Source organism: Schaalia odontolytica (assembly GCF_009730335.1).
GTDB classification, from domain to species: Bacteria; Actinomycetota; Actinomycetes; order Actinomycetales; family Actinomycetaceae; genus Pauljensenia; species Pauljensenia dentiphila.
This window is the reverse complement of record NZ_CP046315.1, coordinates 453,306-470,066: the sequence shown is the minus strand read 5'-3', so window position 1 is coordinate 470,066 and position 16,761 is coordinate 453,306. Positions and strand designations below refer to the sequence as shown.

Annotated in this window: 7 protein-coding genes; 1 reads left to right on the top strand and 6 read right to left on the bottom strand. The window is 65.4% G+C overall.

Going from position 1 to position 16,761, the window contains the following annotated elements:
• Positions 1-16 precede the first annotated feature (16 nt).
• The 5 genes from FOC40_RS02045 to FOC40_RS02025 form a co-directional block, all read right to left on the bottom strand.
• A complete protein-coding gene (locus tag FOC40_RS02045; RefSeq protein WP_004565631.1) occupies positions 17-1,333 on the bottom strand; it encodes an aspartate kinase in 1,317 nt (438 codons plus the stop codon).
• A gap of 222 nt (positions 1,334-1,555) precedes the next feature.
• Entirely contained in the window at positions 1,556-3,118 is a 1,563-nt protein-coding gene (locus FOC40_RS02040; RefSeq protein WP_039929666.1) for a sensor histidine kinase, read from the bottom strand.
• Complete coding sequence (locus FOC40_RS02035; protein WP_004565633.1) at positions 3,115-3,825, bottom strand: response regulator transcription factor; 711 nt, start codon at positions 3,823-3,825, stop codon at positions 3,115-3,117. Before FOC40_RS02035 ends, FOC40_RS02040 begins: the two co-directional genes overlap by 4 nt.
• 209 nt (positions 3,826-4,034) lie before the next feature.
• Positions 4,035-4,628, bottom strand: a complete 594-nt coding sequence (gene recR, locus FOC40_RS02030; RefSeq protein WP_003791045.1) for a recombination mediator RecR — start codon at positions 4,626-4,628, stop codon at positions 4,035-4,037.
• Position 4,629: 1 nt separating this feature from the next.
• Positions 4,630-7,533 carry a DNA polymerase III subunit gamma and tau gene (locus FOC40_RS02025; RefSeq protein ID WP_155844105.1) on the bottom strand — a complete coding sequence of 968 codons (2,904 nt, stop codon included), beginning with the start codon at positions 7,531-7,533 and terminating at the stop codon, positions 4,630-4,632.
• A gap of 235 nt (positions 7,534-7,768) precedes the next feature.
• On the opposite strand from FOC40_RS02025, the gene FOC40_RS02020 reads away from it, so the two are divergent.
• Positions 7,769-9,220: a L,D-transpeptidase family protein gene (locus tag FOC40_RS02020; RefSeq protein WP_004565638.1), complete on the top strand. Its 1,452-nt coding sequence runs from the start codon at positions 7,769-7,771 to the stop codon at positions 9,218-9,220.
• Positions 9,221-9,437: 217 nt separating this feature from the next.
• Here the strand turns inward: FOC40_RS02020 and FOC40_RS02015 are convergent, their stop codons facing one another.
• Positions 9,438-16,745 (bottom strand): SdrD B-like domain-containing protein, encoded by a 7,308-nt coding sequence (locus FOC40_RS02015; protein WP_231126047.1) that lies wholly within the window; start codon positions 16,743-16,745, stop codon positions 9,438-9,440.
• Positions 16,746-16,761: the final 16 nt, after the last annotated feature.

Genomic DNA, 16,761 nt, shown 5'->3' with positions numbered 1-16,761 from the left:
TCTCGTCGATGAACGATCAGCGGCCGGTGCCGCCGTAGACGACGGCCTCGGTTTCGGACGCGTCGAGGCCGAAGGCGGTATGGACAGCCTGGACGGCGCGATCGAGGTCGTCGAGGCGGGTGACGACGGAGATGCGGATCTCGGAGGTGGAGATCAGGTCGATGTTGATGCCCGCGTCGGACAGGGCGCTGAAGAGGCGCGCGGAGACGCCGGGGTTGGTGCGCATGCCGACGCCGACGAGGCTGAGCTTGCCGATGTTGGGGTTGTAGCGCAGCTCGTTGAAGCCGATCTCGTCGTGGTGGGCTTCGAGAGCGTCGAGGGCCTTGCGCGCATCTCCTTCGGGCAGGGTGAAGGTGATGTTGGCCTTCGTGGGGTCGGAGATCGGCAGGTTCTGGACGATCATGTCGATGTTGGCGCCGACCTCGGCGACGACGGCGAAGACGCGGGCGGCGACTCCGGGGCTGTTCGGCACGTCGGTGACGGTGATCTTGTCCTGGGAGCGGTCGTGAGCGATACCGGAGATGACGGGCTTTTCCATGGCGTTTTCCTCGGGAGACTTCAGGGCTGCGTCGGGCACGAGGCCCTTGAGTTCAGGGTTTGCGGGGGAGTCGGAGATCCAGGTGCCGTTCTTTTCGGAGAACGATGAGCGCACGTGCAGGGGGACCCCGTAGCGGCGCGCGAATTCGACGGCGCGCAGGTGGAGGATCTTGGCGCCGTGCGCGGCCATTTCCAGGGTTTCTTCCTGGGTGAGGGTGCGCAGGCGGTGGGCCTTGGGGACGATGCGCGGGTCGGCGGAGAAGAGGCCGTCGACGTCCGTGTAGATTTCGCACACGTCGGCGTGGAGGGCGGCTGCGAGGGCGACGGCGGTCGTGTCGGAGCCTCCTCGGCCCAGCGTGGTCACGTCGTCGTCCTTGGAGATGCCCTGGAAACCGGCGACGATGGCGACCTGTCCGTCCTTGACGGCGCGGGCGACGCGCTCGGGCACCATGCCGACGATCTGGGCGGCGCCGAAGTGACTGTCGGTCTGGATGCCGGCCTGCGCGCCGGTGTACGCGCGCGCTTCGACGCCGAGCTCGTTGACGGCCATCGCGAGGAGGGCCATCGAGATGCGTTCGCCGGCCGACAGGAGGATGTCCATTTCGCGCTCGGGCGGGGCGTCCGTGAGGGCTGCGGCGGAGTCGAGCAGGTCGTCGGTCGTGTCACCCATCGCCGATACGACGACAACGACGCGGTGTCCCGCGTTGTGCGTGTCCACGATGCGCTGGGCGACGCGCTTCATGGCTTCGGTGTCGGCGACGGAAGAACCGCCGTACTTTTGCACGATCAGTGCCACTAGAGCCTCATTTCTATCGGTACGTGCCGATTCGCACGCCTTCGAGTGGCGCACGCCACCACAACAATCCTACGGCCCGCCCGGCATCGCGCCGGGAACGACCGGCATGTGGGCACAGGTGACATGGGACGCGCCGGGGCGACCCAGGACACACGGGCCCGTGACGCCCGGAAATGCAACGATCCTGATCAGCGCGCGAAGCCCTCGTCCGCGCTGGCGCGCTCAGGCGGCGGGCAATGTCACGTCGATGACGGTCCCCTTCTCGGAGTCGACCAGCCGAACGGCCCCACCCATCGCACGGGCGAGCGACTCGACGATCGACATTCCCAGGCCGGAGGAGCCGCGGCCGTCGCGCGTCCGCGAGGAGTCGCCACGCACGAAACGGTCGAAGACGCGGTCGCGGATCTCGGCCGGGATGCCGGGACCGTCGTCCGCGATGCGCAGGGTCACCATCGACGAGGCCGGGGCGCCCTTCGCGGGTTCCGCCCCCTGGGGTACGCGGGTCAGCGAGACGGTCACGCGTGTGCCAGCGGGCGTGTGCACGCGAGCGTTCGCGAGGAGGTTCGTGAGGATCTGGCGCAGTGCAGCCTCGTCGCCGAGGACTTGCACGTCGACTGCCTCGCCGAGCGCCCACGCATGGTCGGGAGCGACCACGTGGGCATCTGACAGAGCGTCCAGTATCAGCGGGATAACGTCGACATTCTCCCGTTTGAGAGCGCGGTCTCCGTCCAGGCGGGCCAGCGTCAGCATCTCCTCCACGAGGGACGCCATCCGCGCCCCCTCCGAGGAGATGCGCTCGAGCGCCTGGGTCCGTGAGGCGTCGTCAATGTCGCGGCGCGCGAGCTGCGCGTAGCCCTGCACGGAGGCCAGCGGCGTGCGCAACTCGTGCGAGGCGTCGGCGACGAACTGGCGCAGCTTCACCTCGCTGCGGGCGCGACGTTCCATACCGTCTTCGACCGCGTCGATCATCGAGTTCAGGGCCCCCGCAACGTCCGCGACCTCAACGGGGCCGGAGGTGGCCTCCTCGCCGACGCGGGTCAGCTCCTCGGCATCGTCAGCCAGGTCGCGGCTCGCGATATCCGCGGCCGCCGCGCGCACGACACCGAGGGGACGCAGCTCGCGGCGCACCCACGCGCGACCAGCGAAACCCGCCGCGATAGCGACGACGAGGGACAGGCCCACCTCAACCGCAACAAGCATGAAGATGACGTCGTCGACGCTGTCCATCTGCACGCCCACGAGAACAGTCTTGCCATCGACAACCTGGGAGGTCACTCGGAACGTGCCCAGCCCCTTCAGGCGCACGGTGTGCGGGGCGCCATCCGTCGGCACATCGGCAAGGATCGCCAGCGCACGCTCATCCAGGTACTTCACCGAGAAGTTGGAGATGACCGCGCCGGCTGCCTCCCCATCCTCGCTCACATACTGGAGTGTGCCCTCGGAAATGCCAGACCCGCCGAAGCCGGGTCCCGTGGGTCCACCGGGAATGACCGGCCCGCCAGGACGTGGCCCACGGCCGCCAGACTGGGACATCGTTCGTGTGCCGTCGTCGCCGTCAGCGCTCGCGTCCGCGTCGCCCCCCTCCACTTTCGGGTCCGGCGCATCATCAACATCCAGATGCTCTCCCGCGCGCTGGGCAAGGCGATGCAGCTCGGAGTCCATGTTCCCGAGCATCCAGGAGCGCATCACCAGGGTGGACGCGGCCACCATGACAATGAGCGCGAGAGCCACGCACGCGGCCAACGCTCGCGACAGGCGCCCGGCGAGGGACCGACGCCGCGTCACTGGGGCTCCCGCATGATGTAACCGGCGCCGCGCACCGTGCGAATGAGGGCCGGGCGATCCGCGTCGATCTTCTTACGCAGGTAGGAGATATACAGCTCAACGACGTTGACCTGGCCGCCGAAGTCGTAGCTCCACACGGCGTCCAGAATCTTCTGCTTGGACAGCACAATTCCAGCGTTTTCCATGAGATACCGGAGCAATTCGAACTCAGTGTTCGTTAACGTGATTTCTTCCCCGCCACGGCGAACGTCGTGAGAATCCATATCGAGAGTCAGATCGGCGACCTGCAGCACCGTCGACGCCGCCTGCTGGGTGCGCCCCGCCCGGCGCAGCAGCCCCTCCACGCGGGCCGCCACTTCGTCCAGGTCGAAGGGCTTCGTCACGTAGTCATCCGCGCCCGCGCGCAATCCCTGCACGCGATCCGCGACCGCATCGCGGGCAGTGAGGAAGAGGACCGGCAGCTCCGGGTCGCGAGCGCGCAGGCGCTCCAGCGTCTCCAGACCATCCATGCGCGGCATCTGCACGTCGAGGATCACGACGTCCGGGTGGAAGCTCGTCGCCTTCGCCAGGGCGTCCAGGCCGTCCTTCGCCGTTGCCGTCTCCCAGCCCTCGTGGCGCAAGGCCTGCGACAGCAGGTCCGCCAGCATCGCCTCGTCGTCAACAACCAGTACTCGGGGCGCGTCTGAGCTCGCCTGGGTCGCCATCATGGCCTCCTCACGTGTCGGAGCGTTACCCTCCGATTGTGTCACACGTGCGTCATCGACAGGGGGACGCGCGGCCCGCAGCGCGACAAACTCCGCAGGTCGCGGGCAGGACGGGTGCCGCGGCGCCTGGGGTGCCCGCTCGAACACAACGCGAGGCCGTACCCACCCGCGCGTTGAGAACGCGAGGCAGCCACGGCCTCGTCGATGAGAGCCTAGAGGCGGCGGCGCCCCTCGAGCGCGCGGCCCAGCGTCACCGAGTCCGCGTACTCCAGGTCGCCGCCCATGGGCAGGCCCATCGCCAAGCGCGAGGTCTCGACACCCATCGTGGAGAGCATGCGCGCGAGGTAGGCGGCCGTCGCCTCGCCCTCGACGTTCGGGTTGGTCGCCAGGATAACCTCGACGACGGTGCCGTCCGCGAGGCGGCTCATGAGCGAGGCGATGTTCAGCTGGTCGGGCCCCACCCCGTGAATCGGATCGATGACGCCGCCGAGGACGTGGTAGCGACCGCGGAATACGCGCGCGCCCTCGATCGCCTGGATGTCCTTGGGCTCCTGGACGACGCAGATCACGCTGGGGTCGCGGCGCACGTCGCGGCAGATGGAGCACTCGTCCTCTTCCGTGAGATTGCCGCAGATGTCGCAGTGACGCACACGCCCGCGCACGGCGTTGATCGCGTCGACGAGGCGCGCGACGTCCTCGGGCTCCGCGTCCAGGACGTGCATGGCCATGCGCTGCGCGGACTTCGGGCCGATGCCGGGCAGCTGCCCAAACTGGTCGATGAGGTCGGCCAGGGCGCCGTCGTACATGTCAGTATCCTCCCTCGGTCATCTTTTCTTCGATGACGCGTCCGCCGAGGATCTCCAGGACCGCTGCCAGGCCGATCATCTGCGAGTTTTCGATATTTTCGTCGTCGATGCTGGCGCTATCGTCGTCGGCTGCGTGAGTGCGGGTCGAGTCGACGGCAGCCTCACGCTGAGCCTTCTCGCGCAGGGCGGCCTCGGCGGCGGCGCGTCCGGTCAGCGGCCCGTCGGGCGCAGCTGTGGCGTCGCGCTGGGGTTCCGGGGCGCCGAATCCGGGCGCGGGATCCGACGTCGGCTCAGGGGCTGCCGCCAGCCAGGCGGGGGCGTGCGCGGGAGCGCTCGGGGCCGCACTGATCGGGGTCACGTCGGCGGGGGCTGTGGACTCCGGCGGGGCCCACGAGTCGGCACCGTCGTCGAAGTTCACGGACGCACCCCCGGAGATGACGACCGGGTCTCCCCATCCCGTCGGGGTCGACGGCGTGTGCGCGGCGGGCTCGATGGGCGCATCATCGAAGACAGGGGACGAGGCCGGGGCCGGCTCGGGCTGCACGGGTGCGTCCGCCGGATCGTCGGCGGGCTCCGGGTCGCCCGGGTAGCGGAAGACCGTGAAGGAACGCTTGCGCGGGGCCGCGTCACCGTTCGGGGACGAGGCCTGGGCGGCCTCGGGCGTATCGGCGGGAGCCTGTGCGAGGGCACGGGCAGCTCGCTCGGGTAGCGCGGGGCGCTCGGCGGGCTGCGGGTCTGGGGCGCGGGTAATCGGTGCCGGTGCGGGCGCGACGGGTTCATCGCGTCGGATCGGCGTCACCGTCGCAGGCTCGGGCCAGGCGGATTCCACCGGCTCCGGCTCGAGAGCGGGTTCGGGGGCGCGAGCGGTTGTGGGCCAACCGGATTGTGCGGGCTCCGGCGGGAGCACGGGCTCGGGCCAACCGGTGTCAGCCGGCTCGAGGTCGCCCTGGGGTGCCGCCTGCGCGGCGGCCTCATCAAAAGGGGGCGGCTCCGAAACCCAGCTGCCAGGCTGAAAGTGTTGCGCGGCAGGGCCGGGGTGCGATGCCTGCGCCGACGGTCCGGTCGTCGCGGCTCCGCCCGAGGCCTGCCCGACCTGCGCGGATACGCTCACGGTCAGGCCGGTGACCTCGTTGATGGCCTTTTCGACGTCGGCCGCGCGGGGGCCCCGCGAGAAGGCGTTGACCATGGCCTCGACGGGGAAGAGGAGGACCACCTGGGGGCCGTCAACGGCACCGAGCTGGGCGTTGCCGCCGACCATCGACCACGTGACGCGGCTGATGGAGGACAGGCGCTCGACGACCTCGTTCCAGCGGCCACGGAGCATGTCGGCGTCGCGGCCCGAAGCAGGGGCCTCTGCGCGGGCGGGCGCCTCCGAGCGCTGCGGCGCGCTGGATTCGTGGCGCTGCTGCGGAGGCGCGGCGGGGCGCGGCTCGGCTTGGACGGGCGTGGCCTCGCGGGCGGGTGCCGTTTCGTGGGCGGCCTCGTGGCGCGGAGCCTCCTGTCGCGCGGCCTGCGCCGGAGCGGAGCTCGGCTCCGGGGCCACAGGCTTCTGAGCGGACCAGTCGGGGCCGCTCCCCCACGCGGGCATGCCCTGGGGAGCAGGCGCGGCAGACGATGCGGGCGCCTGAGCGGCCGGGGCCGAAACCTCGGCGCGCTCCTGCTTCTTGCGAGCCAGGGCCTCGCGGGCCTCGCGGGCGCCGAAACGACCCGAGGAGGCCTCGGACGACGATGGCGCGGAAGCCTCTCGCGGCGCTCCCCCACCGGTCATGCCAACCGTGCCCTGCACGGGGGCCTGGGCGGGGCCGGGGGAAGGCACGAGGATGCGGCCGACGAGGAGCTCAAGCTGCAGGCGAGGCGAGGTCGCACCCGTCATGGCGCGCAGGGCCTCGTCGGTCAGGTCGGCGGCACGGGAGAGGCCGTGCGGCCCCCAGTTCTGCGCCTGGCGCTGCATGCGCTCGAACTGGTCGTGCGGGGTGTCCACCAGGACGTCGCGCGCGCCGTCGCCGGCGACCGCGATGATGAGGAGGTCGCGCAGACGTTGCAGGAGGTCCTCGACGAAGCGGCGCGGGTCGTGGCCGGACTCGACCATGCGCTCGACGACGCGGAAGGCCGCGGCGCCGTCGCCACCCGCAAGAGCATCGACGGATTCATCCAGCAGCGCGGAGTCCGTGTAGCCGAGCAGCGCGACGGCCGTCTGATAGGTGACCTGGCCATCGATCGCGCCGGCCATCAGCTGGTCGAGCACCGACAGGGTGTCGCGCACCGAGCCGCCGCCCGCGCGCATCACGAGGGTCAGGACGCCCTCGCCCACGCCGATGTGCTCCTCGGAGCACAGGCCCGTCAGGTAAGGGCCGAGGACATCCGGCGGCACCAGGCGGAACGGGTAGTGGTGGGTACGCGAACGGATCGTGCCGATGACGCGCTCGGGTTCCGTCGTCGCGAAAACGAACTTGACGTGCTCGGGCGGCTCCTCGACGAGCTTGAGCAGCGCGTTGAAGCCCTGGTTCGTGACCATGTGGGCCTCGTCGATGATGAAGATCTTGTAGCGGTCGCGCACCGGCGCGAAGGTGGCGCGCTCGCGCAGGTCGCGCGCGTCGTCGACGCCGCCGTGCGAGGCCGCGTCGATCTCGACGACGTCGAGCGAACCGGGGCCGCCGGTGGCCAGCTCACGACACGATTCGCACTGGCCGCACGGGGTGTCCGTGGGGCCCTGCGCGCAGTTCAGGCAGCGCGCCAGGATGCGCGCTGAGGTGGTCTTGCCGCATCCGCGCGGCCCGGAGAACAGGTACGCGTGCGTCACGCGATTCGCGCGGAGCGCCGCCTTGAGCGGCTCCGTCACGTGTTCCTGGCCGATCACCTGATCAAAGGTGTCGGGGCGATACCGGCGATACAGAGCTGTGGTCACCCCTCCAGGGTAGTGGGTGACGTCGTCGTTTGCGTATCACCGCCCCCTCACGCTCACATGCGGTCCACGGATTCAGTCGTCCTTACCCGTCGCCATCGACGTCACCAGCGTAACGCCGGGCAAGAAAAGATGACACCAACGACGGCACCCAAACGCCCTCCTCGCAAACCCCCGACGCTTACCATTGATTCATCACAGTGAAGAATTGGTCATCACACGTGAATGAGGTGCAATCATGAGAAACATCAGTGTCCGCCTCCTACGATGCATCGGCGCATCGGCAGCCACGATCGCTTGCATCGGCCTATTTCCGCTGGCCGCAACAGCCTCGGGCGCGAACGATATCCCGTCGGTCGATGCCTCCTCGCCTTCCGCGGCGGCCAGTCCCGACGTCGGCTCCGAGGCACCCGATCCAAGCGGCCACGAGGATTCATCCCCCGCGGCCGATGCTTCCGGGCCGACCTCGGAACGCCAAGCGACCTCCCAGGCCGACGCGGCCACCGATTCGGTGGAAACCCCCTCCTTAGATCACGATTCCACCTCGGCTGACGCAGAGAGAGAACCGACGAGTCCGGAGGCAACCTCCGGCCATTGGGTTCGCCACGAGGCCGGCTGGCGCTACGAGCTAGTGGACGGAACGTGGATGAAGGACGGCATCTTCGACGTGGAGGGACGCCGCTACGCGTTCGACGTTCGGGGCTACGTCCCGGTCGGATGGTACAAGGACCCAAGTGGCGCATGGTATGCGTCGACCGAGAACGGCGTGCGCACAGGCTGGTACCACGAGGGAGGTTCGTGGTACCACCTCGGTGACGGCGGCACAATGACGACCGGCTGGCTTTCCTCGGGCGGTTCCTGGTACTACCTGTCGGCAGGCGGACAGATGGTCACCGGCTGGTCCCACATTGACGGCTCCTGGTACTACTTCGATGCATCCGGGGCGATGAACGCCTCGAAATGGGTGCGTTCGGGTTCGTGGTACTACCTGGGGGACAGCGGTGCGATGGCAACCGGTTGGTTCATCGCCGGAGGCAGGTGGTACTACGCGGAATGGAACGGAGCGATGACCACCGGGTGGGTTCTCTCCGACGGCTCCTGGTACCACCTGGATTCCTCTGGCGCGCTCTCCACCGGCTGGCTGCGCGACGGGGGCGGGAGCTGGTACTACCTGGATTCAGCCCGAGGCGGCGCGATGGCCACCGGGTGGTCCCAGGTCGGCGGAACGTGGAACTACTTCGACCGTTGGAAGGGTTTCTGGGTGAGCGATCGGACGGGGTTTGAGGCCGACTGGAACTACGCCAAGAGCCTGTACAGCCCCACGAACTACCTGGTCGTGGTGGACACCAACGCCCCCCACTGCATGACCTTCTACTGGGCCGACGGATCGTGGCAGCCGCTTACCGACATGCCGTGCTCCGTGGGCAAACCCTCAACGCCGACGATCACGGGAACGTTCACCATCAAGAACCGAGGTCGCTCCTTCGGGCACGGCTACACCGCCTACTGGTGGACGCAATTCTCGGGAGACTACCTTTTCCACTCGGTCCTCTACTACGAGGGCACCTACACCATCATGGATGGAACCCTGGGTGGACACGTCTCGCACGGGTGCGTGCGCTTGCGCTACGAGGATGCCAAGTGGCTCCACGACACGATCCCCTCGGGGACTTACGTGACGATCTACTGAGCGCCCCGGCGCTCGGGGTCTGCCAGCCGGAGGCGCACGCAGCTCACGCCCCTATCTGATGACCCGGAAGGGGATGACGCGCAACCGGGAAGCCTGTGCCGGGATTCTCGCATGAATCGTGAGGCAACGCGCGTCGATGCTGACACTGCCCGCATCCGGCTGCGCGCCCCGCACGTGTGAGGGCCCGAGACTCAAGCCTCGGGCCCTCACACGTCACTCACTTCCTGCGCCGTCTGGCGTGCACGGCGGTGACACCCGCCATGGCGAGCAACGCGGCCCAACCAACCACCGTGTCTGCACCGGTGCGCGCCAACGCTCCCGCCGCAGAGGGAAGAATCGGATTCGAGGGGATGACGATGGGGGCCAACGGGAAGTCCACATCGTCCTTGACCTCACCCTCAGACAAGGTCACTTCGAGGGTCGTCGTAGCTACTGCCTCGTACCCGGTAGGTACCTCAATGGCGACGGTGTAGGTGCCGGGAAGCAGCCCGTCAAAGCGGTATGAACCGTTGGCATCGCTGGTTTGCCGGGCAATCTCCGTCCCGGATCCGTCACTCAGGATGACGACGACTCCGCCCAGGCTAGCCTCGCCGGGGTCCTGCGTCCCGTTACGATTGGCGTCAATCCAGACGCGGTCTCCGACGGAGGCCGGGGACACGAAACCAAAGTCAACGCCTTCGACGGAACCGGTCTCAGCCGACACGCTCACCTGCGCGGCAACGGACTTTTCGTTGATCTGTCCGCGTCCCTTGTAGGCCTGCGTGGGTAGGAGGCCAGCTAGGTCACCCGAATCGGTACCGACGACGCTCACGCGGTAGGTCCCCAGAGCGATTCCGACGAACTGGTAGCGGCCATCCTGATCGGTCGCCGCAGTCAGAGGCTGGCCGTCCTGTCCGGTCACCGGTTGTCCATCCGCGTCCAGCAAGGCCACCGTAACTCCCGCGAAGGGGGTTTCCTGCTCACCCTTCGTGTACGAGCCATCGGAGTCTCGGTAGACGAGCCCACCCAGGTTGTATCCCCCCTTAAAGTGGGCAGACGCCCGGTTGTTGGTCGTGTCGTCGCCCGACTGGTCCTGATGGGTTATCTGAGCGACATTCGACACGAGGGTTCCCGCACTTTCGGACTTGATGCGAACAGTAATCACCAGGGTCCGCGACTCTCCCGAGGCAATGACCTGATCGGACAGATCCCACGCCCCCGAGGCCTGGTCGAAGGTGCCGTCACCGGTTGCTGACACGAAGGACACCCCCGCGGGCAGCGGGTCCGAGGCGGTCACGCCGGTGGCAGGTCCGGGACCGTTGTTGGTGACGGTCAGCGTGTAGCTGATCTGCTTCCCCGGCGTGAACTGGAAGTTCTCCTGTTCGTCAGCGCTGGGGTTGGTGATCGCCTTCGCGATGGCGGCGTCGGCCGAGATCGCGAATGCCCAATCCTGATCAGTGCGGGTCATGTGGTCGCCGGTCAGCGTGAACTCATTGGTGAGGGTCCACTCATTCCCAGGTGTGCGATCGGTGTCGCCGCCTGGCGCGTGTGTCTGGACATTCAGCAGAGCCTCGGCCTTCGTCAACGAATCGCGGTCAACCTCGATTGTGTAGTCTCCGGGCAACAGGTCGTTGAAGCGGTAGGCACCCTGTGCGTCCGTCACCGCTTCGTAGGTTGCCGTAGCACCCGCCGGGCCGCGCCAGGTGAGTTTCACGGTGACACCACTCAGCGGGCGATCTGCCCGATCAGGCTCAGATCCACCGTTGTGGTTGACGTCGACGAAGATGCGGTCACCGACCACTCCGGTGCCGACGGCGCCGAAGTCGATGGTGTCCTCGCTGCTGCCCTGCTCGAGCGTCACGTCAGCGTTGTCCCCATTCGAGTCTGCCTTCGGGTCACTGCCCGCACTCACCTGAGTTGGGGTGTATCCGGCCGGCGCCTGGAAGGACACCTTGTAGGTGCCCGGCAAGAGGTTCTCGAAGGTGTAATGCCCCTGCTCATCCGTCACGGCATCGGCCACGTCGTGGCCGTCAGCATCGGTGACGGGGCTGCCGTTGACGTCTGTGAGCCGGACGCGGACACCGGGAAGTTTCGGTTCGTCGGCACCTTGCAGGCCATCACGGTTCACGTCGATCCAGGTGGAGTCGCCGATCGAAGCGGGCTTGACTCGACCGAAGTTGACGTCAACGACCGAGCCCGTGGCCTTGGCAATCGACACGTCCGCGGTGTTCTTGTAGCGGCTGTTGTATGCCTCGGTGGGCTTTGTTCCCTGCAGCGCTCCGCCGTCAGGATTCATGATGCTCACCCGGTAGTCGCCCAGGGGCAGGCGCGTGAAAGAATATGTTCCATCCGCCTTCGTCTCAGCCGTCACCGGTTGAGAGTCGCTGCCCAGGACCGGCGTCCCATCCGGATGCGTCAGTGTCAGGCGCACTCCCGCGTACGGAGTCTCATTGTTGCCAGCGCTGAACGAGGCGTCGGCATCGTTGTACACCTTGCCGGAGAGCACGTATCCGGCGCTCAGGTCCGCAGACGCGGTGTTATCGGATGCGTCGTCACCGATCTGGTCTTGCCGGGCCACCGTCACGGTGTTGGTGACGACGCGTCCAGCTGCCTCAGCCGTGACCCGCACAGTGATGGTCAGGGACCGCGTCGCGTCCTTCTCAATCAGCTGACCGGACAGATCCCACAGTCCTGTGTCGGCAGAATACGTCCCGTCTCCGGCCGACCTGACGAACTCAACGCCGGCGGGCAATGGATCGTTGGCACTCCACCCGGTGACCGGGCTGGGTCCGCGGTTCGTCATCGTCAGCGTGTAGGTCACTTCGGCACCGGGTTCGAAGCCACCGTCAGGCTCTGTCGCAGGGCTGGTGATTGCCTTTTCGACCGATGTATTCGCCGGTCCGGTGAACGCAAAGTCCTGCGATCCAACCATCATGTGTGTCGGCACCAGGCTGACTTTCGATGTCAGGGACAGCTGCTGCCCCACAGAAGCAACCATGTCACCCGAAGGCGCGTGCGTCTGAGCCGTGCACTCGGGGCAGATGCGCGCCAACGAGTCCCTATCAACGGTCACCGTGTAGTCGCCGGGAGCCAGGTCCTTGAAGGAATAGTGTCCATCGGCGTCCGTCTGTGTTTCGATGGTTGTGTCCGTCCCGCCATCTCGGCGTGTCAGTGTCACTGTCACGCCGGCGAGGGGACGATCCACGGAGGTCGGAACAGCTCCACCCTGGTTGTTGATATCCCAGATCAGCGTTCCCTCAACGCGGCCGTCAGCGACCAGCCCCAGGTCAAAGGTGTCATCCACCTGGCCCTGCTTCAGCGAGAACAAGCTATCGTCCCCATTGGAGTCGATAGCACGATCCTCACCCACCTGGCTGGTAGTCGCCGAATACCCTTCGGGAAGGAAGAACAGGAGTCGATACTGGACGTCCGAGTTCTTCGGAGTCGGGAGCAAGTTGTCGAAATGATACTCGCCATTCTCATCGGTAAAGACCTGCTGCACCGGATTTCCGGACGCATCGAGCGCTCCCAGATCATCCGAATACATGACGTACACGCCTACGTGTGGGACTCCTCGTTCTCCCTCATCCTGGAGTCCGTTCTTATTCGCGTCAAACCACACGCGATTACCGATTTTTGCCGGCTTCGTGAAACCAAAGTCCACGTTCGAGGCATCGGGAGATTGTTGCGTCAAGGCGATCGGCGACGTGGTCGAGGAATCAACGCCAGCGTACGAGCGGTCCGGCGAACGGCCCCACGCATAGGTCGCGGTGTAGTCATCCATAGACACCTGCGCGCCATCCACTGTAGCGGTTCCTCGAGTGATCCTGACGGAGTAGGTTCCCATGGGCAGCCCCGGGAAGCTGTATGCTCCGTGAGCGTCGGTCGTCGTTGTAACTTCAGCTCCGCTGCCGTCCAAGACAGGCTGGCCATTGCTGTCGAGCAGGGTCAGCGTCACTCCCTCAAACGGCGGCTCGCCATCATCCGCACGATTCCAGTCTGCGTCGGCATCGTTATAGACGAGGCCCGAAATAGTGCCGCCAACGGAGATATCAGCGGACGCCTCGTTGTTGGACGGGTCACGATCGATCTGATCGTATTGACCTATTTCCGCACGATTCTTGATGGTGCGTCCCTTGGTTGTGTCGCTGATCTTGGCGAGGATGTAAAGGGTTGAGCTGGCCCACACGGGCAAGTTGGTACCCGCCTGCTCCGAGGGCATCACCTGCCACGTGCTCGAGGCGGGGTCATAGTTTCCGTTCTCCACCGTCCCGGCGCAGGGGACGACGGGTTGCTGATCACCACCCGGGGGGCACAGGCGCGTGTAGGACGCCACGTACTCAACCCCTTCGGGCAGTGCGTCGCTCACTGTAATGCCAGAAGCCGCAGCCGGACCGTTGTTCACGACGCTAATCCTGTAGAGAACGTAGTCGCCAGCGCTCAGCAGCTGTCGTGGTGTGGCGGTCTGCGGCAATCCGTCCCCGCCCAGCACCGGCTGGCCGCTGTCCACGACGGCCTTGACGGCATCCTTGCTCAGCGCCAGGTCGGTGACGACTTCAATACCAACCTTCGGCGCTTCAGAGGGCAAGAGGTAGAGGGTCTTGCCATTTTGATCGTAGCCACCGGAAAGCGCAGCAGAGTTCCACGCCGTGTAGTTCGCGTCTGCCGGTGAGGTTATAGGCGCAACAAAGCGAATCTTCTCTCCCGGCGCGATATCGCGGTTCATCACCAGTCGGAAACCGGTAACATCGGCAAGGTTTGCCGGAGCGTCACCCCATGCGTTGGGGGTACATCCGGCGGGCGCCTGATTCATGGCGCCACCAGCGCTGAGCACCTCTCCGCGACACGGATTCAGTGCAGTCGTGTACTGCACAGTGATGTCGGAGGCCGGAACTGCAGAGACAGTTGCCTCCTGACCCGGCGTTTCGGTGACGGACTCAAAAGTCCACTGAGTCGAGTTAATCTGCGGCTTCCACTTCGATCCTCGCTCCTGGGAGGCTGCTGGACCGACACCAGTGTCGCCGAGGTGAGGCAACAGGTCGTAGGCCACTGCCTGCTTCAGAGCCACATTACCGGTGTTGGAAATCGTAAAGCGATATGCACCGTCTGATCCGGGATCAATCTGAGCAATCTTGGGGGAGGAGACGAAGTCGGCGTCGCGGTTTCCACGCACCTCTTTTTCAATGGTCATGCCCGGCGAAACAGCGACGACAAAGGACGAGGGGGTCTCGCACATGTAGTCGGTAGTGCCCCCACTCCCGTTAAGATCGAGAGTATCTTGCGCGACAACCGCTCTGGGGCAATATTCCCTCAGGCGGAACGAGGAGGTTCTGGTGTAGGGCTCGACCTCAGAGTCGACGAACTTCGCCTGCACCCGATTCTCAACCTTGCCCGCGCTGAGGCGCGAGTCAGTCGTCGTCTCCAGAATCACGCGCAGCAGATTGTAGGCGGGGGTGGGCACAGTCAGGCGAATCAGCGTTCGCCCCGTCCCCTCATAGTCTTTGATGATCTCACGCTTGATCTGTGAGACGTCATAGGGGGAACCATCAGGGTTCTTCAGAGCGGTTTCTCTAAACGCCGAATCAGGGATCTCGTCCATATCCACGCCAAGCGGCAGTAGATCCGTCACCACAAAAGGTGCAGCAACGCCACGATCCTCCGGATTCCTGATGGAAACGTTCAGTGTGAGGGGGAGGCGATCGCCCACCTTTACCAAACCGCGCGGGGCGTCCACCGACGGGTGCAGCGACGGGAAGTCCGTTTTGACACGATTCCACGAACACAGGTTGTCGTTGGAAGCTAGAACCCGTCCGCTTGCTACGTCCGTCAACGTCGCAGAGGCGCAGTTCTGCACGCGAACGTATTCGTCCGACTTCACGTAGTTGAAGTAGGATTCAGGCTTGGAGGCGGGGTTGTACCGTGAGTCAAAATCAGACGGTTCCTCGCGCGGAAAGTCTTCCGGAACATGTCCGCGGAACCACACTGTGGCACCGTTACCTGGAGCAACATCCGATTCAATACGGATGCGCGTAATGTACTGCCCCTCCGGGAGTTCCACACGTTTCGTTTCCGTCTGGTTGTTGAGCACCACGTGCTCGCCCGTGTTGGTCCAGTACTCCCAGTTCCACCCTTCTTCACTGCCATTGGGGCGGAAGATATAGAACTCGTAGGGCCCCACAAGGGAAGGTGTGTCACAGTTACCCGCTGCCGCATCCTGCGTGCTCCAGGTGCACGGCAAGGTATCGTCCCACACCTGGTGCAGGGTTGTATTGCCTGAGTTGTTGACGGCGAAACGCCACTGGTACGTACCCTTGCGGAACGCCCCGTTATAGTCATCTCCCTGCTTAGAGATCTGGCCGCGAGGATTCGACGGGGCGAATCCGTGGGTTGCGTGCGACGACTTACTGTAGGTGACGGCGGGGTTGTTCTTTTGCTCAGCGGTGATCGTCGCCGTGTTGGTCACCTGATCGCTAATGTCGTAGCTTCCCTGCGGGTATCTCAGGACAACCGTGTTTTGGATGGGGTTTTGCCAACTCCACGAATCGTAGCTCCACGTCACCGTACGCGTTGCCGAGTCATACACGCCACCGCCGGTCGCGGAGACGAACTCGGCACCGTCGGGCAGCGGGTCGACGACCTTGATGTTTTGCAGTTCAACAAAACCCAGGCCGTTTTGATTGCCGTTGTATGCCGAGCCGTTCCAGCGGATGCCCACATAGTTCGAATCGGTGTTATCAATCTGTTGGTATCCGTAGCGCAGCTGGTAGGAGGCCGTCGACCCGAAAGCAGGGGGTGCACCCAACTTCTTCTTTTCGATGGCAACATCCGACGATGCCGTCAATGTGGTGGTTGCACGCGCATCAACAGATTCAGCGTTCTTCGCGCTGAAGGAGGCAGTCACATCGACCGTGGACCCGTCGGGGGCGTCATTGTTCGGGTACCACCAGTTGATCTGCAACCGGTCGGAAGTGCCCGCAGCCAGGGGCTCTTTCATGTAGAAGGTGAGGCGGTACAGACCGGATCCGGCGAAGGGGTAGGAGGGCACCAGACGCTGCACGTTATTCCCCGACACCACGCTCGCAGCCATCCGGGTCGTCAGGACCTGCCCGTCGGGTGTTGTGGGAGCTGGGATATCCACGGTAATGACGCCGCCGCGACACGGCACGTTGACCGATGAGCACGCGAAGTTAACAGTGGTGATCTGCGTGTCGCGAACCTTGACTCGATCGGCATCATTGGCGATTGTCATCGTCAGATTCGCCGTGTCCTGCGCCTCGTCTATTGAACGACGTGACCTGGCACGCGGCTGCTCGGACCCATCAGTTTGACCACCGCTCTGATCTCCATCCGGGTCCCCGGCCGTTTCTTCCTCAGCTGTTGCTTGCGCTGATGGGGCGCCTGCCCCGTCGGAGTCTCCGACGACAGTTCCTTCAGGTGCATCGGCGCCATCGGAGGCGACCTGAGCAGCGTCGGCTTCCTGCTGCGCCGCAAAAGCCGGTGTCGTCAGGGGAGTCAGGAAGCCAGCCAAGAATGACAGGACGATCACTGCGTACAGCATGGCA

What these genes read in the sequence shown, in the direction of transcription:
- recR (WP_003791045.1), bottom strand. Translation starts at nt 4,628, where the DNA reads ATGTACGACGGCGCCCTGGCCGACCTCATCGACCAGTTTGGGCAGCTG.
- FOC40_RS02035 (WP_004565633.1), bottom strand. Translation starts at nt 3,825, where the DNA reads ATGATGGCGACCCAGGCGAGCTCAGACGCGCCCCGAGTACTGGTTGTT.
- FOC40_RS02020 (WP_004565638.1), top strand. Translation starts at nt 7,769, where the DNA reads ATGAGAAACATCAGTGTCCGCCTCCTACGATGCATCGGCGCATCGGCA.